26 protein-coding genes and 3 pseudogenes are annotated in these 21,243 nt (G+C 70.6%); 16 read left to right on the plus strand and 13 right to left on the minus strand.

The annotated features are described in order from the left end of the window. The first annotated feature begins 64 nt into the window (after window positions 1-64). The gene (locus BMW88_RS09855) at window positions 65-817 is read left to right on the plus strand and encodes a maleylpyruvate isomerase family mycothiol-dependent enzyme (protein WP_089950351.1); all 753 of its coding nucleotides are present in this window, start codon (window positions 65-67) and stop codon (window positions 815-817) included. 47 nt (window positions 818-864) lie between these two features. On the opposite strand, the pseudogene BMW88_RS09860 reads toward BMW88_RS09855, so the two are convergent. Then, window positions 865-1,824: pseudogene (locus tag BMW88_RS09860) on the minus strand (acyltransferase family protein); the annotation flags it as partial. 138 nt (window positions 1,825-1,962) lie between these two features. On the opposite strand from BMW88_RS09860, the gene BMW88_RS09865 reads away from it, so the two are divergent. Then, a complete protein-coding gene (locus tag BMW88_RS09865; RefSeq protein ID WP_089950352.1) occupies window positions 1,963-2,640 on the plus strand; it encodes an MBL fold metallo-hydrolase in 678 nt (225 codons plus the stop codon). A 48-nt stretch (window positions 2,641-2,688) separates the two neighbouring features. Here the strand turns inward: BMW88_RS09865 and BMW88_RS09870 are convergent, their stop codons facing one another. Then, the gene (locus BMW88_RS09870; protein WP_089950353.1) at window positions 2,689-3,093 is read right to left on the minus strand and encodes a type II toxin-antitoxin system VapC family toxin; all 405 of its coding nucleotides are present in this window, start codon (window positions 3,091-3,093) and stop codon (window positions 2,689-2,691) included. After that, entirely contained in the window at window positions 3,086-3,364 is a 279-nt protein-coding gene (locus BMW88_RS09875) for a type II toxin-antitoxin system Phd/YefM family antitoxin (protein ID WP_089950354.1), read from the minus strand. The genes BMW88_RS09870 and BMW88_RS09875 overlap by 8 nt, the downstream gene beginning before the upstream one ends. 64 nt (window positions 3,365-3,428) lie before the next feature. On the opposite strand from BMW88_RS09875, the pseudogene BMW88_RS09880 reads away from it, so the two are divergent. Then, window positions 3,429-3,620: pseudogene (locus BMW88_RS09880) on the plus strand (MBL fold metallo-hydrolase); the annotation flags it as partial. Window positions 3,621-4,028: 408 nt separating this feature from the next. Here the strand turns inward: BMW88_RS09880 and BMW88_RS41765 are convergent. Together BMW88_RS41765 and BMW88_RS09890 are read right to left on the minus strand one after the other, a co-directional pair. Continuing rightward, window positions 4,029-4,190: a hypothetical protein gene (locus BMW88_RS41765; protein WP_177221031.1), complete on the minus strand. Its 162-nt coding sequence runs from the start codon at window positions 4,188-4,190 to the stop codon at window positions 4,029-4,031. A gap of 46 nt (window positions 4,191-4,236) precedes the next feature. Next, window positions 4,237-4,896, minus strand: coding sequence for a DUF7711 family protein (locus BMW88_RS09890; RefSeq protein ID WP_425434639.1), 660 nt, complete (start codon window positions 4,894-4,896; stop codon window positions 4,237-4,239). On the opposite strand from BMW88_RS09890, the gene BMW88_RS44295 reads away from it, so the two are divergent. From BMW88_RS44295 to BMW88_RS09920, 6 genes and pseudogenes are all read left to right on the plus strand, one after another. Then, complete coding sequence (locus BMW88_RS44295; RefSeq protein ID WP_089950661.1) at window positions 4,828-5,775, plus strand: amidase family protein; 948 nt, start codon at window positions 4,828-4,830, stop codon at window positions 5,773-5,775. The two genes, BMW88_RS09890 and BMW88_RS44295, sit on opposite strands and share 69 nt — an antisense overlap. 125 nt (window positions 5,776-5,900) lie before the next feature. Next, on the plus strand, window positions 5,901-6,560 hold the full coding sequence (locus BMW88_RS43180; RefSeq protein ID WP_245777682.1) for a hypothetical protein: 660 nt from the start codon (window positions 5,901-5,903) through the stop codon (window positions 6,558-6,560). 33 nt (window positions 6,561-6,593) lie between these two features. Next, window positions 6,594-7,037 (plus strand): annotated as a pseudogene (gene rnhA, locus BMW88_RS09905) (ribonuclease HI); the annotation flags it as partial. Window positions 7,038-7,475: 438 nt separating this feature from the next. Then, window positions 7,476-7,931, plus strand: coding sequence for a GyrI-like domain-containing protein (locus BMW88_RS09910; RefSeq protein WP_089950357.1), 456 nt, complete (start codon window positions 7,476-7,478; stop codon window positions 7,929-7,931). Between the two features lie 38 nt (window positions 7,932-7,969). Next, entirely contained in the window at window positions 7,970-8,281 is a 312-nt protein-coding gene (locus BMW88_RS09915) for an ArsR/SmtB family transcription factor (RefSeq protein ID WP_089950358.1), read from the plus strand. Window positions 8,282-8,284: 3 nt separating this feature from the next. Next, window positions 8,285-9,166, plus strand: a complete 882-nt coding sequence (locus BMW88_RS09920; protein ID WP_245777683.1) for an SRPBCC family protein — start codon at window positions 8,285-8,287, stop codon at window positions 9,164-9,166. Here the strand turns inward: BMW88_RS09920 and BMW88_RS09925 are convergent. The 3 genes from BMW88_RS09925 to BMW88_RS09935 all read right to left on the minus strand — a co-directional run bounded on the left by BMW88_RS09925 (window position 9,151) and on the right by BMW88_RS09935 (window position 11,560). Continuing rightward, window positions 9,151-9,993 carry a hypothetical protein gene (locus BMW88_RS09925; protein ID WP_143116023.1) on the minus strand — a complete coding sequence of 281 codons (843 nt, stop codon included), beginning with the start codon at window positions 9,991-9,993 and terminating at the stop codon, window positions 9,151-9,153. The genes BMW88_RS09920 and BMW88_RS09925 overlap by 16 nt on opposite strands. Before the next feature lie 261 nt (window positions 9,994-10,254). Continuing rightward, window positions 10,255-10,470 (minus strand): hypothetical protein, encoded by a 216-nt coding sequence (locus BMW88_RS09930; RefSeq protein ID WP_089950360.1) that lies wholly within the window; start codon window positions 10,468-10,470, stop codon window positions 10,255-10,257. 28 nt (window positions 10,471-10,498) lie between these two features. Further along, window positions 10,499-11,560, minus strand: a complete 1,062-nt coding sequence (locus tag BMW88_RS09935; RefSeq protein WP_089950361.1) for a DNA polymerase IV — start codon at window positions 11,558-11,560, stop codon at window positions 10,499-10,501. Between the two features lie 10 nt (window positions 11,561-11,570). Between BMW88_RS09935 and BMW88_RS09940 the strand changes: the two genes are divergently transcribed. Then, entirely contained in the window at window positions 11,571-12,017 is a 447-nt protein-coding gene (locus BMW88_RS09940; protein WP_218148025.1) for an NUDIX hydrolase, read from the plus strand. Here the strand turns inward: BMW88_RS09940 and BMW88_RS09945 are convergent. The 3 genes from BMW88_RS09945 to BMW88_RS09955 form a co-directional block, all read right to left on the minus strand. Next, a complete protein-coding gene (locus tag BMW88_RS09945; protein ID WP_089950362.1) occupies window positions 12,004-13,167 on the minus strand; it encodes an endonuclease in 1,164 nt (387 codons plus the stop codon). The two genes, BMW88_RS09940 and BMW88_RS09945, sit on opposite strands and share 14 nt — an antisense overlap. 87 nt (window positions 13,168-13,254) lie before the next feature. Continuing rightward, on the minus strand, window positions 13,255-14,169 hold the full coding sequence (locus BMW88_RS09950; RefSeq protein WP_089950665.1) for an NADP-dependent oxidoreductase: 915 nt from the start codon (window positions 14,167-14,169) through the stop codon (window positions 13,255-13,257). Window positions 14,170-14,238: 69 nt separating this feature from the next. Further along, entirely contained in the window at window positions 14,239-14,751 is a 513-nt protein-coding gene (locus tag BMW88_RS09955) for a DinB family protein (protein WP_089950363.1), read from the minus strand. 103 nt (window positions 14,752-14,854) lie between these two features. Here BMW88_RS09955 and BMW88_RS09960 point away from each other — a divergent pair, with 103 nt between their 5' ends. From BMW88_RS09960 to BMW88_RS09970, 3 genes are read left to right on the plus strand one after another with little or no spacing between them, the layout of a single operon-like run. Further along, complete coding sequence (locus BMW88_RS09960; RefSeq protein WP_143116024.1) at window positions 14,855-15,520, plus strand: YqeB family protein; 666 nt, start codon at window positions 14,855-14,857, stop codon at window positions 15,518-15,520. Further along, window positions 15,508-16,104 carry a TetR/AcrR family transcriptional regulator gene (locus BMW88_RS09965; protein WP_089950365.1) on the plus strand — a complete coding sequence of 199 codons (597 nt, stop codon included), beginning with the start codon at window positions 15,508-15,510 and terminating at the stop codon, window positions 16,102-16,104. Before BMW88_RS09960 ends, BMW88_RS09965 begins: the two co-directional genes overlap by 13 nt. 4 nt (window positions 16,105-16,108) lie before the next feature. Then, window positions 16,109-17,251, plus strand: a complete 1,143-nt coding sequence (locus tag BMW88_RS09970; RefSeq protein ID WP_089950366.1) for a cysteine desulfurase-like protein — start codon at window positions 16,109-16,111, stop codon at window positions 17,249-17,251. Here the strand turns inward: BMW88_RS09970 and BMW88_RS09975 are convergent. Continuing rightward, window positions 17,244-18,857 (minus strand): hypothetical protein, encoded by a 1,614-nt coding sequence (locus BMW88_RS09975; RefSeq protein ID WP_143116025.1) that lies wholly within the window; start codon window positions 18,855-18,857, stop codon window positions 17,244-17,246. The two genes, BMW88_RS09970 and BMW88_RS09975, sit on opposite strands and share 8 nt — an antisense overlap. 79 nt (window positions 18,858-18,936) lie before the next feature. Here BMW88_RS09975 and BMW88_RS09980 point away from each other — a divergent pair, with 79 nt between their 5' ends. Together BMW88_RS09980 and BMW88_RS09985 are read left to right on the plus strand one after the other, a co-directional pair. Further along, window positions 18,937-19,122 (plus strand): hypothetical protein, encoded by a 186-nt coding sequence (locus BMW88_RS09980; RefSeq protein ID WP_089950666.1) that lies wholly within the window; start codon window positions 18,937-18,939, stop codon window positions 19,120-19,122. 22 nt (window positions 19,123-19,144) lie between these two features. Beyond that, entirely contained in the window at window positions 19,145-20,029 is an 885-nt protein-coding gene (locus tag BMW88_RS09985) for a YihY/virulence factor BrkB family protein (RefSeq protein WP_245777684.1), read from the plus strand. Here BMW88_RS09985 and BMW88_RS09990 read toward each other — a convergent pair. Then, window positions 20,000-20,365, minus strand: coding sequence for a hypothetical protein (locus BMW88_RS09990; RefSeq protein WP_089950369.1), 366 nt, complete (start codon window positions 20,363-20,365; stop codon window positions 20,000-20,002). The genes BMW88_RS09985 and BMW88_RS09990 overlap by 30 nt on opposite strands. Before the next feature lie 61 nt (window positions 20,366-20,426). Between BMW88_RS09990 and BMW88_RS09995 the strand changes: the two genes are divergently transcribed. Next, on the plus strand, window positions 20,427-21,176 hold the full coding sequence (locus BMW88_RS09995; protein WP_218148026.1) for a GNAT family N-acetyltransferase: 750 nt from the start codon (window positions 20,427-20,429) through the stop codon (window positions 21,174-21,176). The last annotated feature ends 67 nt before the right edge of the window (window positions 21,177-21,243 follow it).

Genomic DNA, 21,243 nt, shown 5'->3' on the forward strand with positions numbered 1-21,243 from the left:
CTGCGTTTACTCATAGGCTGGTCACTTCGATGAGGAGCCTCAACGTCGGGGAGAGGCAGCACACATGACCTACACGCCGTCCACGCAGCACACTCCCGTCCCCGCCCCGCGAGGTGTGCCGGACCGGCACGTCAACGCGGTGCGCCAGGCGACGGACGTGCTGTACGAGGTCGTCGAGGAGCTGGACCGGACCTCCGTGCGCGGCCCGAGCCTGCTGCCCGGCTGGACCCGCGGGCACGTCGTCACCCACCTCGCCCGCAACGCGGACGCGCTGGTGAACCTCCTCACCTGGGCGCGGACCGGGGTCGAGCACCAGGCCTACACCTCCCGGGCGGACCGCGACGCCGACATCGAGGAGGGCGCCCGCCGGATCCTCCAGGTGATCAAGGCCGATCTCGACTCCGCCTGCCTGCGCTTCGACGCCGCGTGCCGCGAGATGCCCGCGCACTCGTGGCGCTCCGAGGTCACCATGCCCAAGGGCGCGGCGCTGCCCGCCTCGCAGGTGCCGCTGTTCCGGCTGCGCGAGGTGTGGATCCACCTCATCGACCTCGACTGCGGCATCGGGTTCGACGACCTGCCCGCCGACTTCGTCGAGGAGTTCCTCGACGACGCCGTCGAGCAGTTCGCGGGCAGGGTCGAGCCGTTCGGCATCGAGGCGACCCTGCCGGACGGCGGTCAGCGCAGCTGGGCGGTCAACGGCCCGGCGAGCCGCAGCTCGGTGAGCGGGTCGGCGACCGCCGTGCTGGGCTGGCTCACCGGCAGGACGGGTGGCACCGGCCTGCGCGGCGAGCTGCCGGACCTGCCCGACTGGCTCTGAGTCAGCAGCCGGTACGCGGGCTGCTCGACGAACCTCGTCATCGCCCAGCCGAGCACCAGTGCCGAGGTGAGGAAGCCGGCGAGCAGCCACCAGGACCGCAGCCCGGCGGCGTGCATGCGGTCCATCACCACGGTGCCGATCTGCTGGTGCACGAGGTAGACGCCGTACGAGATGCCGGCGAGCCACGTGACGGGCTTGGCGACCGGGGCGAAGAACACCCAATCGGGTCCAGCGGCCGCCGCGCACACCATCAGCAACAGCACGGCGAAACCGAGCGTCGATCCGTACTCGGTTGTGTGAACCGCCTGGGCCGTCAGGGTGGCGACGAGGAGCGCCGCCAGGTGCCGCGTTCCGAGCCGGTCCTCGTGCCAGAGCCAGATCGCGATGCCGGCGGCGAACAACTGCGCCCGGTGCAGCGCGAGACCGTTGTAGATCACGAAGAGCGCGTGCGAGTGGTCGAGCAACGTGCGCAGCAGCAGCGGCGTGACGATCAGCGCCCACAGGAAAACGCGGAGCTTGGCGCCCCGGAGGACCTTCACGAGCGCCGCGCCGGCGATGAAGGCCGCGAGCTGCACCGGCACGGTCCAGTACGCGAAGTCGACGATGTTGACGTCCGGGAACCACTGGTTGATCAGCAACAGGTTGTAGACGACGTCCCGGCCGTCGAGCTGGTTCCAGCCCTCGGGCGCGACCCACCGCTGCACGGCGTACGTCAGCAGCACGGCCGCCATGTACGCGGGGAGCAGGCGGGAGAGCCGTCTCCACAGGAACCGGCCGGGTCTGCCGCCGCCGAGCGAGGCGCAGGCGAAGAACGCGGAGACGACCATCAACGTGCTGGCGCCCATCGACATCGGGAAGGCGAACGGCAGCGGTCCGAGACCGGGGTGGCTGCTGACGCTGGTGAGCGTGGCGTGGTGGAGCAGCACGCACCCGATGGCGACGACGCGGAGGACGTCCCAGCTCACCCTGCGGGAACTGCCGGGCTTGTGTCGTTGCGCTGGAATCACGAGAGGCGGGGACCTGTTCGTTGGTTCGTTCGGCGTACTCGGTGACGCGGCGGTGATCCTTTATTACCCTATGAGTGCAACCTGTATGCAACCTGAAGGTGTGCGGGCCACCGCTTCGAGCGACTACCGTCTGCCACCGTGGACGTACTAGAGAACTACACCGGTCACGTCGATCCGAACGGCCCCGCGGCCCGCCGCACCCTGGACGCGCTGACCATCACGAAGATCTCCGTCGGCCCGATGGACAACAACGCCTACCTGCTCGTTTGCCGGTCCACGAACGAGGCGTTGCTCATCGACGCGGCCAACGACTACGAGCGCCTGTCCGACCTGCTCGGCCACATCCCGTCCCGCCCGCGCCTGCGCACGATCGTGACGACGCACCAGCACGCCGATCACTGGCAGGCGCTGGGAGCCCTGGCCGGCGCCCACGGCTCGAACACCGTCGCGCACGAGCTGGACGCGTCCGTCCTGCCCGTCCCGCCGGACGTCCTCGTCGACCACGGCGACACCATCAACGTGGGCGAAGTCCCGTTGTCGATCATCCACCTGCGGGGCCACACCCCCGGCTCCATCGCGGTCGTGTACGACGACCCGAACGGCCACCCGCACCTCTTCACCGGAGATTCACTCTTTCCGGGGGGCGTGGGGAAGACCACGTCGGCGGACAACTTCGCCTCGCTGATCAACGACGTGGAGGACCGCCTCTTCGCCGTCCTGCCCGACGACACGTGGTTCTACCCCGGTCACGGCGACGACTCGACGCTCGGCAAGGAGCGCCCCTCGCTGGCGGAGTGGCGCGCCCGCGGCTGGTGATCGTGGTCGACGGGGAGCCTGCCAACGCCGGCTCCCCGGCAACCTTGATCAGACCTCGATGATCGTGACCATGCTGTCGAGTCCTTTGAAGTCCTCGGCATTTCGCGTGTAAAGCGGCAATCCACGCGATGACGCGACAGCTGCGATCAGCAGATCCACCCGTCGAGGCTTCGGATTCCGGTTCGCCGCCATTGTGAGCGCGACCAGCGTGCCGTATCGGGCGGCTGCCTGACCGTCAAAGGGCAGTGGCTCGAAGTCCACTATCGCCGCGCCGAGCTTCTCGGTGCGCGCGGCCCTGGACGCGGCGTCCTTGGCCATCACTACGCCCTGGTGCAACTCGGCCACCGTGATCGCGGTGAGTTCAGGTATCTCCGGGAGCCCAGCCGGGTCCAGAAGACCGAGATCGATGTAGGCACACGTGTCGAGCACCCCGGATTCGGGACGTTCAGCCACGGCTGCGCTCCCACGGATCGAAGTCGCCCACGCGGTCCTCGTCACCGAAGAACTCATCGGCTTCTTGGCGCATGCGGACGTGATCGACCTGGGGCAGGGTCCTGTGTCGTTCGACAAGCTCCTCGGCCGTCAGCCGACGACGGCGAGGCAGGGGCCGGAGTTCGGCGACCTCAACGCCATTCCGCGTCACGTGGTACGTCTCTCCCGCCTCCACCGCGTCCATGACCGCGGCGGAGTGGTTGCGGAACTCCCGCTGACTGATGACCTTCACGAGCCAAGCGTAGCCCCGCGTAGCGCGTAGGGCTACACAGGCTGGACGTGTTCACCGCTCACGTGATTCACTCTTCCTGGGGGGTGTGGGGGAGACGACGTCGGCGGACAACTTCGCCTCGCTGATCAACGACGTGGAGGACCGCCTCTTCGCCGTCCTGCCCGACGACACGTGGTTCTACCCCGGTCACGGCGACGACTCGACGCTCGGCAAGGAGCGCCCTTCGCTGGCGGAGTGGCGCGCCCGCGGCTGGTGAGCCTGACCGCGACCACGTCGTCGAGCCCTGTGAGATCGTCGGCGTTTCGCGTGCAGAGCGGCATTCCTCGTGACGACGCGACTGCGGCGATCACCAGGTCCATCCGCCGGGGTTTCGGATTCCGGTTCGCCGCCATCGTCAGCGCGACGAGCCTGCCGTAGCGGGCGGCCGCCCGGGCATCGAACGGCAGTGGCTCGAAGCCGACGACCGCCGCGCCGAGTTCCTCGGTGCGAGCAGCCCTGGACGCGGCAACCTGGGCTAGCGCCACGCCCTGATGCAACTCAGCCACCGTGATCGCTGTGAGCTCGGGCATCTCCGGGAGCGCCGCCGGATCCAGCAGACCGAGGTCGATGTACGTGCTCGTGTCGAGCACACCCCGGACGCGGGCGCTCAGCCATGGCTGCGTTCTCAGGGGTCGGAGTCGCCCACGCGGTCTTCGTCGCCGAAGGACTCGTCGGCTTCCTGACGCCTGCGCGCGTGGTCGACCTTGGGCGGATTCCGGTGGCGTTCGGCGACTTCGACGCCATTGCGCGTCACGTGGTACGTCTCACGCGCCTCCACCGCGTCCATGACCGCTGCGGAGTGGTTGCGGAGCTCCGCGGTCTCGTCCGGCGCATCAGCCGCTGGCGTCCAGCAGGTCGAGGTACCCGGTGGTGGCGCGCCACAGCGCGTCCGAGTGGGGGGTGAGCTTGCCGGGGCTCCAGCGGCGGTCGGTGTAGGCCTGGTTGGCCGCCCGCAGCGCCGCCAGGCTGACCGCGAGCTCGTCGGCGATCCTGCGGCGCAGCTCCTCCGGCGACGGCGCGGCCTGGCGGACCAGCTCTGCCGTGCCGTCGCTCACCGCCACGAGCGCTTCCTCGTCGATGCCGCCGGCCGCGCTCCAGATCAACGTCGGCCGCTCGATGCGGTGGTTCCACACCGGCGCGTCCTTGGAGCGCCAGTGCGCCGCGAAGGGGTTGCGCGACAGCCGGGTGGCGTTCGCCCAGTGCTCGGCGCCGACCGGTTCGGACAGCCACGGCACCTCGTCCACCGGCAGGTCGGTGACCAGCGCCACCTCGATGGTCTCGACGTCGCGCGGCACGTCCAGCAGATCGCCGAAGACCCACAGCTCGACCACCTGGAACTTGTAGAACGAGGTCGGCAGGTCGGAGCACCTCTCGGCGAGCTCAGCCAGGTGGTGCACAGCGCGAGTCCATTTCACGAGGTGATCATGCCCGACCAGATCTCGGCCGCCCTGGCCCGGCTGGAGGAGGTGGAACCCGTGCTGTGCGCGTTCCACGAGGTCTTCCGCTCCTTCCCGCCGGTCGATCCCGCGTTGCCCCTGGCCGGTGTGCCCATCGCCGTGAAGCGCGGTGAGCGTCGCGGCCACCGGGAAGCGCTGGTGGCCATGGGCTGCGTTCCGATCGGACTGACCACCACGCCCGATGGGAGTACCCCGTGGCAGACGTGGGGGCGCAACTCTCGCGGCGTCACGCGCAACCCGTGGAACCTCGATCGCACGCCGGGCGGTTCGTCGGCCGGGTCGGCGGTGGCGGTGGCTTCGGGCGTCGTGCCGCTGGCCACGGGCGTCGACGGCGCCGGGTCGATCCGCGTCCCGGCGGCCTGGTGCGGCGTGTTCGGCCTGAAGACGACTTCGTCGCACCGGGCCGCGGTCGGGGTGTTCACCCGCGACCCCGCGTTGCTCGCGACCTACCTGGGCACTTCCGGGACCACCTCCCCCACCGCCGTGTGGTCGACGGACCTGGGCTTCGCGGCCGTGGACGACGACCAGGCCGAGATCGCCTGGCGGGCGGCGGCGCCGTTGCGCCCTCGCCCTGTCCCGCTGGTGCTCGACGACCCCGCTGACGACTGGTTCGCCGGCCGCTGCGGCCCCAACCCGGTGCTGGAGGAGCTGTTCGAGACCACCGACCTGCTGCTCACCCCGACGACGCCCGGTCCGCCGCACGGGCACGACGGGCCGGGCGATCGGATCAACACCGCGCTGACGTGGGCGTTCAACCTGAGCGGGCACCCGGCGATCAGCATCCCGGCTGGGTTCGATGCCGCCGGGCTGCCGGTGGGGGTGCAGGCCGTGGCGCGGCACGGCCGGGAAGCCGACCTGGTCGCGGCGGCGCGCTTGATCTCCGGTGCGGTGCAGGTCGCACCGTTCCCACCGTGACCCTCGTCGAGTGGAGCACCGAGCGTTGTGGCTGCGAAGGACCACCACCCGATCGAGTGATTTGAGTCCAATCCACCCCTCCGGGTGAAGCGCATGCGGTGTCCTCGTCCGTCGAGGAGGCACGGATGGGACGACGGATCGGTGGACCGGGAGGCGGCTCGGACCCCGGCGCGGGCAAGGCGGGCGCCGTGGTCGCCGCCGGGGTGCTGGCGGTGTCGGTGGCCGCCGGCAGCGGTGGCGGGCTGTCGCTCGGCGGAGGTGCGTCGACGACCGCCGCCGACTCCGCGGGGCTGAACATCACCAGGGCGAAGTCCGAGGGCAGGAAGTCCGCCCGCAACGGGGACGCGGACGGCGCGTGGCGCCAGGTGAACATGCGCACCCTCAAGCGCACGGCCAAACCCGCGGTGGAGTGCGTGTCGCACTCCTTCGGCCAGGTGCGGGACCACCTGACGCGCAACCCGTGCCGGTCGCTCGACCGGACGCTGTTCGCCGTCGGCGACGACCGGGGCAACGTCGCGGTCGTGTCGGTGGCGTGGGTCGGCTTCCGGACCCGGCGCGACGCGGGCGAGTTCAAGGAGCTGATCGACGTGCACGGCACCGGTGACATCACCCCGCTCGCCGCACCGCTGCTCGGCCTGGCGGACGTCCGCTTCACCGGACTGCACTACCGCTCGCGCTCCGACGGCGGCACCGTCGTGATCGCGGAGGCGGAGCCCGCGTCCGGCCGGGTGAGCGGTGAGGTGCTCGACGCCATGGCCGACATGGCGAGCTGGCTGCCCCGGTGAGGCTGCCGGACGCCGTCGGTAGCCTCATGACGCATGGAGGTCGAGATCTACACCGACGGCGCGTGCAGTCCCAATCCCGGTCCGGGTGGCTGGGGTGCCGTGTTGCGCTACGGCGAGCACGAGAAGGATCTGTACGGCGGTGACATCGGCCCCACGACGAACAACCGCATGGAGCTGATGGCGCCCATCGTGGCGTTGGAGAGTCTCAGCCGACCGTCCATCGTGAAGCTCTATACGGACAGCACTTATGTCCGCAACGGAATCACGTCCTGGGTGCACGGCTGGAAGACGAACGGCTGGCTCACGAAGGCCCGCGAGCCGGTCAAGAACGCCGATCTGTGGCGCCGCCTCGAAGAGGCCGCGAACAGGCACGAGGTCGAGTGGCACTGGGTGAAGGGGCACGCCGGCCACCCGGAGAACGAGCGCGCCGACCGCCTGGCCGTGCGCGGCGTCGAGGAAGTCACGGGGCGGGAAGTGCAGCAGCCCCAAGCGAAACCGAAGAAGGCCAAGCCGAGGCAACCGCGTGAGCTGACCGGCGAGCCGTGCGGCGCACCCACGAAGAATGGCACCCCCTGTCCGATCACGGCGGGGTCGAGCGGACTGTGCCACGTGCACGACCCGGTGCTGCAATGCGGTGCCGTCACGAAGAAGGGCTCGCCCTGCACGATCGCGACCGGCGGCGGCCGGTGCGAGTACCACCAGGACGCGTTGGAGTTGTTCGCCTGACCGCGGGACCGGCGTGGCGTCACCGCGTGGTGAAGCACCGGTTCTCGTCCATTGTGGATGTTCGCCCGGCCGGGTGGTTCCATCACCGATCGATGCGAACTCCGCTCTGACACGTGAAGTTCGGGTTAATCGGGGGCAGTTGCCGGCGAACCCGGAATTTCTGTCGGTGGGCGTGACTAGCGTGGCCGCATGGACATCGAGACACGTGGAGAGCAGCCCTACGCCGCCGTCAAGGCCACGGTGACGCCGGAGGCGTTCGGGACGATCGCCGACCGCTTCCCCGAGGTCATGCAGTGGCTGGCCGACCGCGAGTTACCGGTTCTCGGCGCGCCGTTCCTGCGGTACCTGCGCGTCACGGGCGAGGAGTTCGAGGTGGAGGCCGGGATCCCGACCATCGCCGGGGTCGTCGGCGACGGCGAGGTGTTCACCTCGACGCTGCCCGCCGGGCAGTACGTGGTGGCGCTGCACGAGGGCAGCCCGGACGGGCTGGCCGCCGTCACCGACCGGATCCTCGCCAAGACCGTGCGGTTCGACCGCGACGGCGACAGGTGGGGTGCCCGCGTCGAGACCTACTTCACCGACCCCGCCGTGGAGCCGGACCAGAGCAAGTGGGCCACGGAGGTCGCCATCCGCCTCGCCGACTGAGGTCGACACCTATATGCACTTCGAGCTATATTGCCACCATGGCATCTACGTTCGCCGTGCTGGCGGATCCGAGTCGCCGGGAGATCCTCGACCTGCTGCGTGAGCGGGAGCGGCCGGTCGGCTACCTCGTCGACCGGCTGACGCTCACCCAGCCGACCGTCTCGAAGCACCTCAGGGTGTTGCGCGAGGCCGGTCTCGTCGAGGTGCGCACCGACGCCCAACGGCGCTGGTACCGGCTCTCCCCCGGCCCACTGGCGGAGATCGACGCCTGGCTCGCGCCCTACCGGCGGTTGTGGAAGCAGAGCCTGGACGCACTGGAACGACGACTCGACGAGATCGAAGGGGACTGACCCGTGGACGTCGAACTGCGGATGATCGAGGGCAAGCCCGTCCTGCGCTTCGAGCGCGAACTGCGGCACTCGCCGGAGAAGGTCTGGCGGGTCGTCACCGATCCCGCCGAGATGAGGCACTGGTTCCCGGCCGAGGTCGAGGTCGACGGGCGGAAGATGCGCTTCACGTTCCCGGAGGCGGCGCCGGTCGACGCCGACGGCGGCGAGGGCGAGGTGCTCGAGTGCGACCCGCCCAGGGTGTTCGCCTTCCGCTGGATCGACGACGTGCTGCGCTTCGAGGTCCTGCCCCGCGACCAGGGCTGCCTGCTGGTGTTCACCGCGGTCGTCACGACCAGGCTGACCGCCGGCCGCGACGCCCCCGGCTGGATCACCTGCCTCGACGCGCTCGTGGCCCACGTCGACGGCGTGGAGTTCCAGGCGCCGCGGGACTGGCTGGCGCGCATCGAGCACTACGTGCGGGAGTTCGGCCTCGACGAGGGCACCGACGGGCCGGGCGGGGTCCGGTTCGTCCGCGACCTGGTCTGGACTCCGCTGGACGACGTCTGGCAGGTCCTCACCGAGGGCAGCGAGGACGGCGTGCCGACGCGCGCCGCGCACCCCGGACTGGAGCCGGGCCGGGTCGTGAGGTCCGACGCACCGCGCCTGCTGGAGTACGAGTGGCTCCAGGACGGTGAGCCCCGTGGTGTGGTGCGCTGGGAGTTCGACCACGTGCCGCTGCAAGGCACCACGGTCACGCTTCTGCAGGAGAACGCGCACGGCCCTGAGGCGCTCGCGGCCTGGCACGTGCACTTGGAGCTGTTCTTCGCGGCCACGCAGGGCGAGATCCGCTGCCCCTGGCCTTCCGACCGGGAAGAAGAACTGCGCAGGCGCTACGCCGGGAGCTGATCGGGCGTCGCGAAGCGGTCGACGCCGATGCCGCTGATCAGCAGCCGCTCCTTGCGGTTGCCGGTCAGCCGCCGCGTCCAGTCGACGAAACCGCCGTCGCCGATCTCCACGCCGTCGCGGTACACCTTGAAGCACAGGCCCTGGTAGTAGCCGGTGCGCCGCGACGGGTCGGTGGGCAGGTCACCCCGCACCGCCTCGAACCGCGGGTCGAGCACGGTGACGCGCACCTCGACGTCGCCGCACGCGGAACGCAGGAACGAGAGGTGCTCGGCGAAGTGCTCGCGCTCGAAGGCGAGCGAGCCGCGGTCCCGGCCGGCCGACACGGCGGCGAACAACGTGAAGTGCGCGAACCGCCCGGCACCGCCGAAGAGCTGGGCTCGCACCACGCGCTGCACGGCGGCGAGCCGCACGTCGCCAGGACCGGACTGCCTGCGCACGGCGGCTTCGAGCGCCAGCGCGTTGGTCGGGTCGGCCGCGACCTCGGTGCCGCGGATGGTCGACACCACGTTGTTCTGGTCCACCTCGGCCACGGCCGAGCACGTCCCCAGTGGCGCCACGGGCGCGAGTCCCAGCACGGAGAACGACGGCGGCAGCGCGGCCAGCAGCCGGTCCTCCGCCGCTCGCACCACCTCGAACGGCACCTCCGACGGCGCCACGAACCGGTCGGAACGGTACTGCCGCAACACGTCCGCCCCGGACAACGCGCCCGCCCGGCGTCGCATGAGCGCGAGCAGCACGCTGGTGAGGTCGCTGCCGGGCAACGCTGCGAGCCGGTCCAGCGCGTCCTCGCCGCCGATCGATCGCAGTACCCGCGCCAAGACACCCATGCCCACCATGATCCGCGTCCCGGCCAGAGGATTTCGGCGGCCGCGAGACCCGCGAAGGCGCCGGAACCACAACAGGAACTCGCGATCGACATTCCTCGAGCGTGGGCAGCTACCAGCACATCATTCGAGAAGGAGGGCGAAGAAAGCGCGACAGAAAGGATCAAGCCTCGCCGCGGAACCGCACCGAACCCCGCAGGGGCGCTATCGGTCCATGAACGGGTACCCGATGTCGGTCTTCCGCGAAAATGGCGACGGCCGGGATCAGGCGGCGGAGAGGACCTCGTAGCCGGCGCTGGTCAGCGCGGCGGGACCGGGGCAGGCACTGATCAGGCCCGCGGAGGTCAGCCGCGGTCCGACGAACTGGTCGGCGCAGCACAGGCCGTCGACGAGCAATGAGCTTCCGGTGATCTCGCAACGGCCGTCGGCGACGGCTCTGAGAACTGCGCGGTCCCGGTGTGTGAGCGGTGAGGTGGTCATTTTCTTCTCCTGACGGTGGAACGTCTACTCAGTGATACGTCGAAGAAGGCCCCCTCGGTTCGACACCTCCGTCGGAGAATTCCGCACGCACGCCCAGAAGGCGCACGGGACGGCTGAGCTCGAACCGCTCCAGCACGACCAGCGCGGCCGCCGCGAGCTCGGCCGCCGAGGACGTCGGCGCGGGCAGCTTCATCGCGCGCACGTTCGTGAAGAACGGCGCGAACCGCACCTTCACGCCCACGCGCACCGCCGGGCGTCCCTCGGCGGCCACGTCGAGCGCCACCCGGTGGGCCAGCGCCACGACCTCGCGCCGGATGTCCTCCGGTGCGGCGAGGTCCTGCTGGAAGGTCCTCTCGTGGCTTCGGGACTTCACGACCCACGGTGTCGCGCTCACGACCGTGTCGCCCGCACCCAGGGCGAGCGTCCGGTAGTACGGACCCATCCGCGGGCCGAAGCGGGCCGCCAGCTCGTCGGCGGACGCGGCCGCCAGGTCCGTCACGGTCGCGATGCCCAGCTCGCGGAGCTTGCGCTCGGTCTTCGCGCCGATCCCCCACAGCGCGGACGTCGGCCGGTGGCCCATCACCTCGACCCAGTTCGCCCTGGTCAGCTCGAACACCCCGGCGGGCTTGCCGAAGCCGGTCGCGATCTTGGCGCGCAGCTTGTTGTCGCCGATGCCCACCGAGCAGTGCAGACCGGTCCCGGCCAGCACCGCCGCCTGCACCGAGCGGGCCAGCGCCACCGGATCGTCGACCGAGGCGCCCACGAACGCCTCGTCCCAGCCCATCACCTCGACGACGACGGGGAACGACCGCAGCACCGCCATGACGTCGGCCGACGCCGCCTCGTACAGCGCGTGGTCCGCCGGCAGGAACACCGCGTCCGGCAGCTTCCTGGCCGCGGTCCGCAGCGGCATCCCGGACCGCACGCCGAACTCGCGCGCCTCGTAGGAGGCGGTGGCCACGACGGCGCGTTCGGTGGGGTCGCCGTTGCCGCCCACGACGACCGGTCTGCCGCGCAGCGACGGATCGCGCAGGACCTCGACCGCCGCGATGAACTGGTCGAGGTCCACGTGCAGGACCCAGTCCGCCATGCTGGACAGTATGAGACGGTCCGCCGGAATCCTGCTCTTCAGACGAACCCCGCACCTCGAGGTGCTCCTCGGGCACATGGGCGGCCCGTTCTGGGCCCGCAAGGACGCCGGCGCGTGGTCCGTGCCGAAGGGCGAGCACACCGACGACGAGACGCCGGAGGACGCCGCGCGCCGCGAGTTCGAGGAGGAACTGGGGCTGCCGGTGCCGCCCGGTGAGCTGGTCCCGCTGGGCGAGGCCAAGGGCTCCGGGAAGGTCATCGCGGTCTGGGCGCTGGAGGGCGACCTCGACCCCGGGACGGTCGTCCCCGGCACGTTCGAGATGGAGTGGCCGCCGAAGTCCGGCCGGAAGAAGACGTTCCCGGAGGTCGACAGGGTCGCCTGGATGACCCTGGAGGAGGCGAGCGCGAAGATCGTCTCCGCGCAGCGCCCCTTCCTCGAACGGCTCAGCTCCAGATAGCGGCGACCCACTCCGGGTGGTCGATGAACGGGTTGCGGTTGCGCTGGAAGCTGTCGTAGATCACCTGGTTGCGCCGCTTCTCGAACGCGTCCGGCGGGTCCTGCTGGTGCCACTGCAGCAGGACCGGGAGCTTGCCGTGGTACGGCGCGGTGCCGTTGGACACCGAGTTGTTGAGTTCCAGGTTCGCGAAGCCGTCGGTGCCCTCGTAGCGCACGGCCATGTAGAAGAGCATGCGCGCGACGTCGCCCTTCACGGCGTTGCGCGGCTCCCACGAGTCGGCGTCGCCGTAGTTGCCCGGCGCTTCGGACCGTGCGGTGCCGCCGTTGTCGAAGTCCTTGTTGCCGCGGTCTGCGTTGACCGACACGTCCTCGGGCCGCAGGTGGTGGACGTCCGTGCCGGGACCGGTGGCGGTGCCGAAGTCACCGTGCGACTTGGCCCAGACGTGCTCGCGGTTCCAGTCGTCCGGGTCGCCGCCGTTCAGCGACTTCGACTGCGAACGGCCGCTGTAGAGCAGGATCACGTTCGCCGCGTTGGCCGGGTCCTGGTCGGTGAGCTTGAGCGCCTCCCAGACCTGGTCGTAGCTCAGCTTGGTCTGGTTGCGGATGATGCCGTGCAACGCCGTCTTCAGCGCCGGACCGGTCTTGCCGGCGGCCGCCGCGTAGTAGTCACCAACGGGTGGGGGCGCAGTGGTCGTGGTGGCGGTCGTGGTGGTGGTGGTGGTCGTGGGTGGCGTTGTTGTGCCAGCGAACGCGAAAGCCGTCGCCGAGGTGAGACCGGCGTGCGCGAAGTACGCGGTCAACGAGCCCGTCACGTCGATCTGCCTGCCCAGCAACGACGGGGTGGACCTCAGCCCCCACGACGTGCGGAACGCCGACGGGATCTGCACGTAGACCATGCGCGAGGTGCCGGTCTCGGCCGGGGAGTCGGCCAGCGCGAGCGCGTAGTCGTTCGGAAAACCCGAACGGATGACTGTGGTCGTGGCCGTGGGCTGACCGACGACGTACCCCCGGACGGTCGCCGACGCCCCGTTCTGCTGGCTGGCCGCCTGGGCAACGGTGAGCGGAGCTGCTGCGGAAGCGGCGGTCGACCCGTACAGGCCGACCGCCGCCAACAGACCGACGACTAATGCCAGTGGACTCCACCGCGCCATATGCCCTCCCCGATCGTGTGGATATTGAGCACACGATCGAGGCCCATGGTCAACGGGCGGTTAACGCGATGCCACGGCCTCAAGGCGTCACGGCACCAGGACGACCTTGCCGGTGGTGCGGCCCGACTCGACGAGCTCGTGGGCCTTCGCCGCCTCCGCGAGCGGCACGACGTGGTCGATCTGCACCTTGAGCTGCGGCAACGCGGCGAGGTCCGCGCCGGATGCGGTGACGTTCGCGAAGAGCTCGAACCGGACGCCGAGCGCGGCGGCTCGGTCAACGTCAAAACCCGGGTTGCCCGGGATGATCGACACGAGCACCCCGCCGGGCTTGAGCACTCGTGCGGACCGCTCGGCGTAGTCGCCGCCCACCGTGTCGAGCACCACGTCGACCGGGTCGATCTCGGTGAAGTCCCGGTGCCGGTAGTCGATGACCTCGTCCACGCCCAGGGAGCGCAGGAAGTCGTGCTTGGCCGCCGACGCCGTGCCGATCACGTGCGCGCCCCGCGCCTTGGCGATCTGCACCGCGACGTGCCCGACACCGCCGGCCGCCGCGTGGACGAGCACGCGCTGCCCCTCCGCCACGCCACCCCGGCCGACGAGCGCCTGCCAGGCCGTCAGCGCCACCATCGGCGCGGCACCGGCCTGCTCGACGGTCAGCCAGGAGGGCCGCGGCGCCAGATCGGCGGCCTCCGCCACGGCGTACTCGGCGTAGCCGCCACCGGTGCCGGGAAAGGTGAGCAGCCCGTACACCTCGTCACCGAGCGCGAACCCGCTGACGCCCTCGCCGAGCTGCTCGACGGTGCCCGCGAGGTCCCAGCCCAGTGTGAACGGCGGCTCGCCCAGCGCGGGGAACCCACCGCCGCGGATGTAGGTGTCGATCGGGTTCACACCGGCCGCGCCGATCTTGACCAGCACCTGGCCCGGTTCCGGCGCCGGGCGTTCGGCCTCGGCGACCTCCAGGACGGACGCGTCCCCCACTGCCTTCTGCGTGATGACTCGCATGATGATCCCCTTCGAAGTTCCGATGGGCACCATCTTGCAGTTAGCGCCAACTCTTGGAAAGTAGGCACTTCAGAGTGACTTGCTCTCCCTCAGAAACAGATCTCGGAGCAGCGAGATCTCCGCGCCGTGGTGGATCACCTCTCGGTTGATGTGCAACACCAGGGTCGCCATCGGCTCCTCCGCGAACGGCCCCTCCGCCGGTCCGACGGGAAGCGAGAGGTCGGCCTTGCGCGCGCCGGCCATCCAAGTCTCGTAGGCGTCGTCGAGCTGCTTGAGCGCCTCGTCCGCGGTCATCGCGTACCGCCAGGTCGAGTAGTCGGCCGGTGGGCCGCCGAAGTGCGACGCCGAGCGCATGGCGAACACGCCCACGGTGATGTGCGCCATCCGCCACGCGATGGTGGTGACCGGGACGGGCTGGGGCGCCGGGTGCTCCCAGTCGATCGCGTTGTCCCGCCGGATCGTCCAGACGTCGGGGACGGGCTCCCAGAAGTACTCGTCGTCGGTCAGCCCTTCCAGCCGCGGCCGCAGCTGCCTCCGCCAGTGCCAGTCGAGCTGGTCCGTCACCTGCTTGTTCCAGTCCATGCCGGTGACCGTACGACCGCTTGCGGACAACAACCGTCCTCAACGACCCGCGTCAGCGAGAACCGCACCGATAAACCGAGCGCTCGGTCTATTATTGCTGCCCATGACGACTGTGCAGGAGGCCGCGGCGGTCCGGTACGGCATCTGGGTGCTCTGCCCGGCCGTGGGAGCCGCGGCGGTGTGGGGGCTCAAGCTGGCGTCGGGCTGGGTCACGACGCTGGGCTGGTTCCCGTTCCAGGAAGTGTTCGAGCTGGTCACGGACATCCCCGAGCCGTGGGTGACGATCGCGGCGCTCGGCGTCGGCGCGGCCGCCGGGCTCGTGCTCGCGGCGTTGTGGGCCGCGGACATGCTGTCGGTCGACGTCTCCCCCGACCGCGTCGCGCTGCACAAGGACGACAAGAGGTTCGAGTTCGAGCGCCACCGGGTCGAGTCGGCGTTCACCGACGGCAAGCACCTGGTGCTGCTGTCGCCGAGCGGTGCCGAGCTGGCCAGGGAGAGGTCGGACCTCAGCCGCGACCGGCTGGAACGGGCGTTCACCTCGCAGGGCTACCGGTGGCGCGCCACGGACCCGTTCGCGAGCGAGTTCAGGATGTGGGTCGAGCATGCGCCCGAACTGCCGGCTGAGGTCAACGCGCTGTTCACGGCCCGCAGGAAGGCCATTGCGAAGTACGAGCACGAGGAGGCCGCAGAATTGGCTCGGGAGATCCGCAAACGCGGAGTCGCCGTGCGGGACGAGAAGAAGAGGCAGTACTACAGGTGCGAACGGTAGACCCGGCCAAGCACGCGGAGAAGAAGCGGCACATCACCGACACCGCGGCGGTCCTGTTCGCGCGGAAGGGGTTCGAGCGCACGACCGTCGCGGACATCTGCAAGGCCGCCGACATCAGCACGGGCAGCCTGTTCCACTACTTCCCCACCAAGCGGGCGATCTTCCGCGAGATCTTCGAGCAGGACGGCCAGGACAACGCGGAGGTGTTCGCCCGCGCCCGCGAGCTGAGCCCGTGGGACGGCGTCCTGCTGGTCGTCGACCACCTGTGCGCGCCCGCGCTGGACCGGTCGGTCGCCGGGCTGGTGCTGGAGGTCGTCGCGCAGGCGAGCCGGGACCAGGAGCTGTGGGACCTCCTCGCCCGCAACGAGCTGGTCGTGCGCGACGAGCTGGCCGCGTTGCTGCGGCAGGCCCACGACGCAGGCCAGATCGCCCTCCCCGTGAGCGCGCGGACGGCGGCGACCTGGGCGCAGGGGCTCGTCGACGGCCTCTTCGGCAGGCTGGTCGACCCGGACTTCGACGCGAACGAACAGGTGACGACCCTCCGGTTGATCCTTTCCGGATTCGTGGGTGCTCCCGCACCATGAGGGCATGGTCTACGACGTCGCCCGAGTCCGCGCCCACTTCCCCGCTCTGCGCGAGGGCGCCGCGCACTTCGACGGACCCGGCGGTGCGCAGGTGCCCGACGTCGTCGGCGAGGCCGTCCGCGAGGCGCTGACCTCGGCGGTGTCGAACCGCGGCTGGGTCACGGCCGCCGAACGCCGCGCCGAGGAGATCGTGCGGAGAGCGCGCGGCACGATGTCGGAGTTCCTCAACGCCGGCAGCATCGTGTTCGGCCGCAGCATGACCCAGCTCACCTACGACTTCTCCCGCACGCTCGCGAAGAACTGGCGGCCGGGTGACGAGATCGTCGTGACCAGGCTCGACCACGACGCCAACGTGCGGCCGTGGGTGCAGGCGGCCGAGGCGGCGCGGGCCACGGTGCGGTGGGCGCCGTTCGACCGGACGACCGGTGAGCTGCCCGTCAAGGCGGTGACGGACCTGCTGTCCGACCGCACCCGCGTCGTCGCGATCACGGCGGCGTCGAACCTGCTGGGCACGCGTCCGGACGTGGCGACGATCGCGGCGGCGGCACACGAGGCCGCGGCGTTCGTCTACGTCGACGGCGTGCACTACACACCGCACGTGCCGGTCGACGTCGAGGCGATGGGCGCGGACTTCTTCGTGTGCTCGCCGTACAAGTTCCTCGGCCCGCACCTCGGCGTGCTGGCGGCGGCGCCGGAGCTGCTGGAGACGTTGCGCCCGGACAAGCTGCTGCCGTCGACCAACGCCGTGCCGGAACGGTTCGAGCTGGGCACGTTGCCCTACGAGCTGCTGGCGGGCACGACCGCGGCGGTGGAGTTCATGCGGTCGCTGGACGGTCTGGAGGAGCACGAGCTCGCGTTGCGCGAGCGGATGGAGGACGGGCTGCGGGAGCTCGGCGTGCGCATCTACAGCAAGGCCTCGTCGCGCACGCCGACCGTGCTGTTCTCCGTCGACGGCCTGGAGCCGGCCGAGGTGTACCGCAGGCTCGGCGCCGAGGGCGTGAACGCGCCCGCCGGGCACTTCTACGCGATCGAGTGCTCGCGGTGGCTCGGCCTGGGCGACAAGGGCGCGGTGCGGGCGGGCATCGGCCCGTACACCGACGAGTCCGATGTGGACCGGTTGCTGAAGGCGGTGGCGCGGCTCAGGTGAACAGCACCAGCCCGACGTAGGCCAGCCCGGCGAAGACGCTGACGTTGAGCTTGCGGGTCACGCGCTCGCCGGGCTGCTCGGCGAGCAACGAGCGGGCTCGTGCCCACATCACCTTCTCGCCGGCCTGCCTGTCCGGCAGGTGCGGCGTCGTGAGCACGTCGCCGTGCGGGCCGAACGCGATCATGAGCTGTGGACCGCTCCTGCGGACGCCGTGCACCTGCGCCCACGGCACGCGGTACGTCCAGACGCCGGTGTAGAGCACGACCGAGCGGTGGTCCAGGCGCAGCATCGGCTGGAACCGCGTCACCGCCGACAGCACGCACTGCACGCCGATGAAACCGAGCACGAACAGGTCCGGGTAGTGCTTCATCGCGATCAGCGCACCGGCGGCGGCGAACAGCAGCAGCACGCCCTCGGTCCGCCGCCGGTCCCCCGGCCACACCGCGTGGGGCAGGTCGACCGGCGTGCCGGCGGTGACCGGTTCGCCCGGCAGGTGGGCACTGTGGACCGTGTGGCGCGAACGCACCCTGCTCAGCGTGCTGGTCGCGACGACCTCGCCCTCGACGAGCACCGCGACCTGGCCACCGTGGTGCCACTCCCCGGCGACGAGGACCTCCGGCGGGTCGAGCCGCACCGGCGGGTCCTCCTCGCCGCGCCACACCCGGCCGAACTGCTCGGTGTCGTGGTAGAGCGGCTCCTCCAGCCCGAGGTCGGCGAGCGTCGCGACGGTGGCGATGTTCTCCCCGTTGTGCCGCAACAGGACCCGCCGCGCGCCCACCGGGACCGCCTGCAGCCGGACCGCCTTCACCGGTCCGCTCCACAACGCGCGGCGGCGGCGTTCCCGCGCGGCAAGCATGACCGCGAGGAACACGGCCGCGCCACCGAGCGTGAGCCACCACGTGACGTCCTCGGGTTCGTTCGCCATCCGCACCCAGTCGCCGTCCGCCAGCACCGGGACCGCGTCGCCGACCTGGTAGCTCTCCGGCGCGAGCGGTTCGAAGCCGGCGCGTTGCCGGTCCGGCAGCTCCACCCAGACCTCGTAGGTGTTCTTGATCTCGACGACCTCGGCCTCGACCCGGCTGGCCCTCGCCTCGTGCTGCTCGATCTCACCGCTGGTGAGGTCGTACTGCACGAACGTCAGGAAGCCGAAGAGCACCAGCAGCACGGCGACCATCCGCAGAACTCCGCGTTGCGGCGGCACGTCCGGCAGCGAGACGAGCGTCGTTCCCGCCGCGTCGTGCTGGTCCGCGCGGGACCTGAGGGTCCACGCCGCCACCGCCGCGCACGCACCGGCGTGCAGTCCGAATGCGACGTTGGCCGTCGCACTGCCGTCGAGCGCGACGTCCAGCACGCCGAACAGCACGCCCATCCCGCAGCCGGTGAGCACCCGGCCGAACGCCAACAGCAACGGCGTGGCCAGCAACGGCACCACCGCGAGGGCGAACAGCGGATCCGGCACACACGGGTGCGCGGTCGTGCACGGCGCCTCGCCCCCGCTCGCGGCGAAGTAGAAGGCCACGATCCAGCCACCGACGAGCCCGACCTTGGTCACCCACCACGGAACCGCGGCCGCTTGCCAGCGCTGGACGTCCATGGCGCGGATCATGACACGACCGTTGCTCCGATCGGTGTGATTCCCGCGCAACGAAACGGGTATCCGCAGCTCACCAATCGAGGAGGTGCACGTGCTGGCATTAGCCGCCGCTGTGGCGTTCGGTCTCGCCCTGTTGTTCGACCTCGCCAACGTCTCGCTCGGTGACGTGGTCACCGGCAGCACTCTCGTGACCCTGGGCCTGCTGCTCACCGCCCTGCACCTCGCAGGCGTGGGTACGGGCAACCGTTCTTGGAGCCGACGCCGTGCCCGCAGGTGAAACAGTCAAAAGCCCCACCAGGTTGTCGAAGGGTGACTGGTGGGGTGTTCTCAAACGCACAGTCAAGGAGTTCAACGACGACAACCTGACGGACTGGGCAGCGGCGCTGACCTACTACGCGGTGCTGTCGCTGTTCCCCGGCATCATCGTGCTGACATCCGTGCTCGCCCTGCTCGGCGACACGACGACGCAGGAGCTGCTGAAGTACGTCGACCAGGTCGCCCCCGGTGAGGCCGGGGCGCTGGTCAAGTCGTCGATCCAGGAACTTCAGAAGAGTCAGAACGCCGCCAGCCTGCTCGGCATCGTCGGTCTGCTCACCGCGCTGTGGACCGCGTCGGGTTACCTCGGCGCGTTCATGCGGGCGTGCAACGCCGTCTACGACGTCGAGGAAGGCCGGCCGTTCTGGAAGACGGTGCCGCTGCGGCTGCTGCTGACGATCGGGTCGGTCGTGCTCGTGTCGCTCACGCTCGGCGCGCTCGTGCTGACGGGCGGGGTCGCGGACGCGGTCGGCAACGCGATCGGGCTCGGCGACACGGTCGTCACCGTGTGGGACATCGTGAAGTGGCCGGTCATCCTGCTGCTCGTGAGCCTGGCGTTCGCGGTCCTGTACTGGGCCGCGCCGAACGTCCGGCAGCCCGGCTTCCGCTGGGTCAGCCCCGGCAGCCTGCTCGCGATCGTGCTGTGGGTGCTCGCGACGGTCGGTTTCGCGCTCTACGTGGCGAACTTCGCGTCCTACAACAAGACCTACGGCTCACTCGGTGGTGTGATCGTCTTCCTGGTGTGGCTGTGGATCTCGAACATCGCCGTGCTGCTCGGCGCCGAGTTCGACGCGGAGCTGGAGCGCGGCAGGCGGATCGCGCAGGGCGAGAAGGACCCCTCACCCGAGCCGCGTGATCTCCCGGGGTAGCTCGGCCTCGACGGCGGTCCACACGCCGTCCGGCCCCGCTTCGACGCGCTCGCTCGTGTCGCCGGGGACGAGCACCCAGAGCTGGTCCCGCTGGGAGAGCCACACCACACCGATGCCGTCGGCGCGGGAGCTCGTCGCGTACTCGTAGGACTTGCGGAACACGTCACCGCCGTTGCGGTCGGTGACCCGCACCTCGCTGGAACTCTCGGCGTGCGCGACGAACTTCCCGCTCGGCGACTGCCTGGGCGCGCCGGGCCGGGCGAACCGGTCCTCGCCGTCGTCGGCGCAGCCGGTGAGCACGAGGAGCAGGGCGGCCAGCGCCGCCGGGGTCCTCATGACGGCTCGGGGCGGGAAACTCGGTGGGTCATACCGCCGAAGGTAGCTAGCGTGATCCGCCGTGTGGGACGTTCTCGAGGAATTTTACGACTCCGTGCCCCGACCGGGATCTCACGTCGAGGACCACGGCGAGCTGGTGCTGTTCGTCCAGGCGGGCGACGGCTACCCGTACTACGCGCGGCCGCGGTTCCCCGGTGGCCGGCCGGTGCTCGCCGACGTGGTGAGGATGCGGGAGCGGCAGCGCGAGCTCGGGGTGCCCGAGGCGTTCGAGTGGGTGCACGAGACCACGCCGGACCTGCTCGGCATCGCGGTGTCGGCCGGTTTGGAGGTGCTCCGGGCACCGCTGATGGTGCTCGATCCCGAGAGGTTGCCGCGGCCGCACCCGCACGTGCGCGTCCTCGCCACCCGGCCGGCCGAGGTGGCGGTGGTCGCGGAGCTCGCGTTCTCGTCACCGGGCACCGCACCGGGCCAGGCCGGCGTGGCGGAACGCGACGCCGCGCTGGCGGGCGCCGTCCCGGCGAGCACCCGGCACCGGCACGCGGTGGCCGACCTGCCGGGTGAGGGCGTGCTGGCGGTGGGCACCGCGCAGCGAGCGGGCGACGTCGTGGAGATCGCCGGGGTCGGCACGCTGCCGGTGGCACGGCGGCGCGGCCTCGGTGGCGCGGTCACCGCCGCACTGGCGCGCGACGCCCTGGAGCGGGGCGCGACGCTGGTGTTCCTGTCGGCGGGCAGCACGGAGATCGCGCGGGTCTACGAGCGCGTCGGGTTCCGCCACGCCGGCACGGCCTGCATCGCCTCGCCCGCCGAGTAGAAACGCGGTCAACGGCACCGCGGGCCGGCTCCGGCGGGCCGGCGGCGACGGCCCGTTCACCCCACTT

It is taken from the genome of Lentzea xinjiangensis, assembly GCF_900110955.1.
In the GTDB taxonomy this organism is placed as follows: domain Bacteria; phylum Actinomycetota; class Actinomycetes; order Mycobacteriales; family Pseudonocardiaceae; genus Lentzea; species Lentzea xinjiangensis.

Excerpts from the sequence above, each read along its gene's own strand:
- BMW88_RS09855 (WP_089950351.1), top strand. The coding sequence starts at position 65 with ATGACCTACACGCCGTCCACGCAGCACACTCCCGTCCCCGCCCCGCGA.
- BMW88_RS41765 (WP_177221031.1), bottom strand. The coding sequence starts at position 4,190 with ATGGACGCGGTGGAGGCGCGTGAGACGTACCACGTGACGCGCAATGGC.
- BMW88_RS44295 (WP_089950661.1), top strand. The coding sequence starts at position 4,828 with ATGCCCGACCAGATCTCGGCCGCCCTGGCCCGGCTGGAGGAGGTGGAA.
- BMW88_RS43180 (WP_245777682.1), top strand. The coding sequence starts at position 5,901 with ATGGGACGACGGATCGGTGGACCGGGAGGCGGCTCGGACCCCGGCGCG.
- BMW88_RS09910 (WP_089950357.1), top strand. The coding sequence starts at position 7,476 with ATGGACATCGAGACACGTGGAGAGCAGCCCTACGCCGCCGTCAAGGCC.
- BMW88_RS09915 (WP_089950358.1), top strand. The coding sequence starts at position 7,970 with ATGGCATCTACGTTCGCCGTGCTGGCGGATCCGAGTCGCCGGGAGATC.
- BMW88_RS09925 (WP_143116023.1), bottom strand. The coding sequence starts at position 9,993 with ATGGGTGTCTTGGCGCGGGTACTGCGATCGATCGGCGGCGAGGACGCG.
- BMW88_RS09930 (WP_089950360.1), bottom strand. The coding sequence starts at position 10,470 with ATGACCACCTCACCGCTCACACACCGGGACCGCGCAGTTCTCAGAGCC.
- BMW88_RS09935 (WP_089950361.1), bottom strand. The coding sequence starts at position 11,560 with ATGGCGGACTGGGTCCTGCACGTGGACCTCGACCAGTTCATCGCGGCG.
- BMW88_RS09940 (WP_218148025.1), top strand. The coding sequence starts at position 11,571 with ATGAGACGGTCCGCCGGAATCCTGCTCTTCAGACGAACCCCGCACCTC.
- BMW88_RS09945 (WP_089950362.1), bottom strand. The coding sequence starts at position 13,167 with ATGGCGCGGTGGAGTCCACTGGCATTAGTCGTCGGTCTGTTGGCGGCG.
- BMW88_RS09950 (WP_089950665.1), bottom strand. The coding sequence starts at position 14,169 with ATGCGAGTCATCACGCAGAAGGCAGTGGGGGACGCGTCCGTCCTGGAG.
- BMW88_RS09955 (WP_089950363.1), bottom strand. The coding sequence starts at position 14,751 with ATGGACTGGAACAAGCAGGTGACGGACCAGCTCGACTGGCACTGGCGG.
- BMW88_RS09960 (WP_143116024.1), top strand. The coding sequence starts at position 14,855 with ATGACGACTGTGCAGGAGGCCGCGGCGGTCCGGTACGGCATCTGGGTG.
- BMW88_RS09970 (WP_089950366.1), top strand. The coding sequence starts at position 16,109 with ATGGTCTACGACGTCGCCCGAGTCCGCGCCCACTTCCCCGCTCTGCGC.
- BMW88_RS09975 (WP_143116025.1), bottom strand. The coding sequence starts at position 18,857 with ATGATCCGCGCCATGGACGTCCAGCGCTGGCAAGCGGCCGCGGTTCCG.
- BMW88_RS09990 (WP_089950369.1), bottom strand. The coding sequence starts at position 20,365 with ATGAGGACCCCGGCGGCGCTGGCCGCCCTGCTCCTCGTGCTCACCGGC.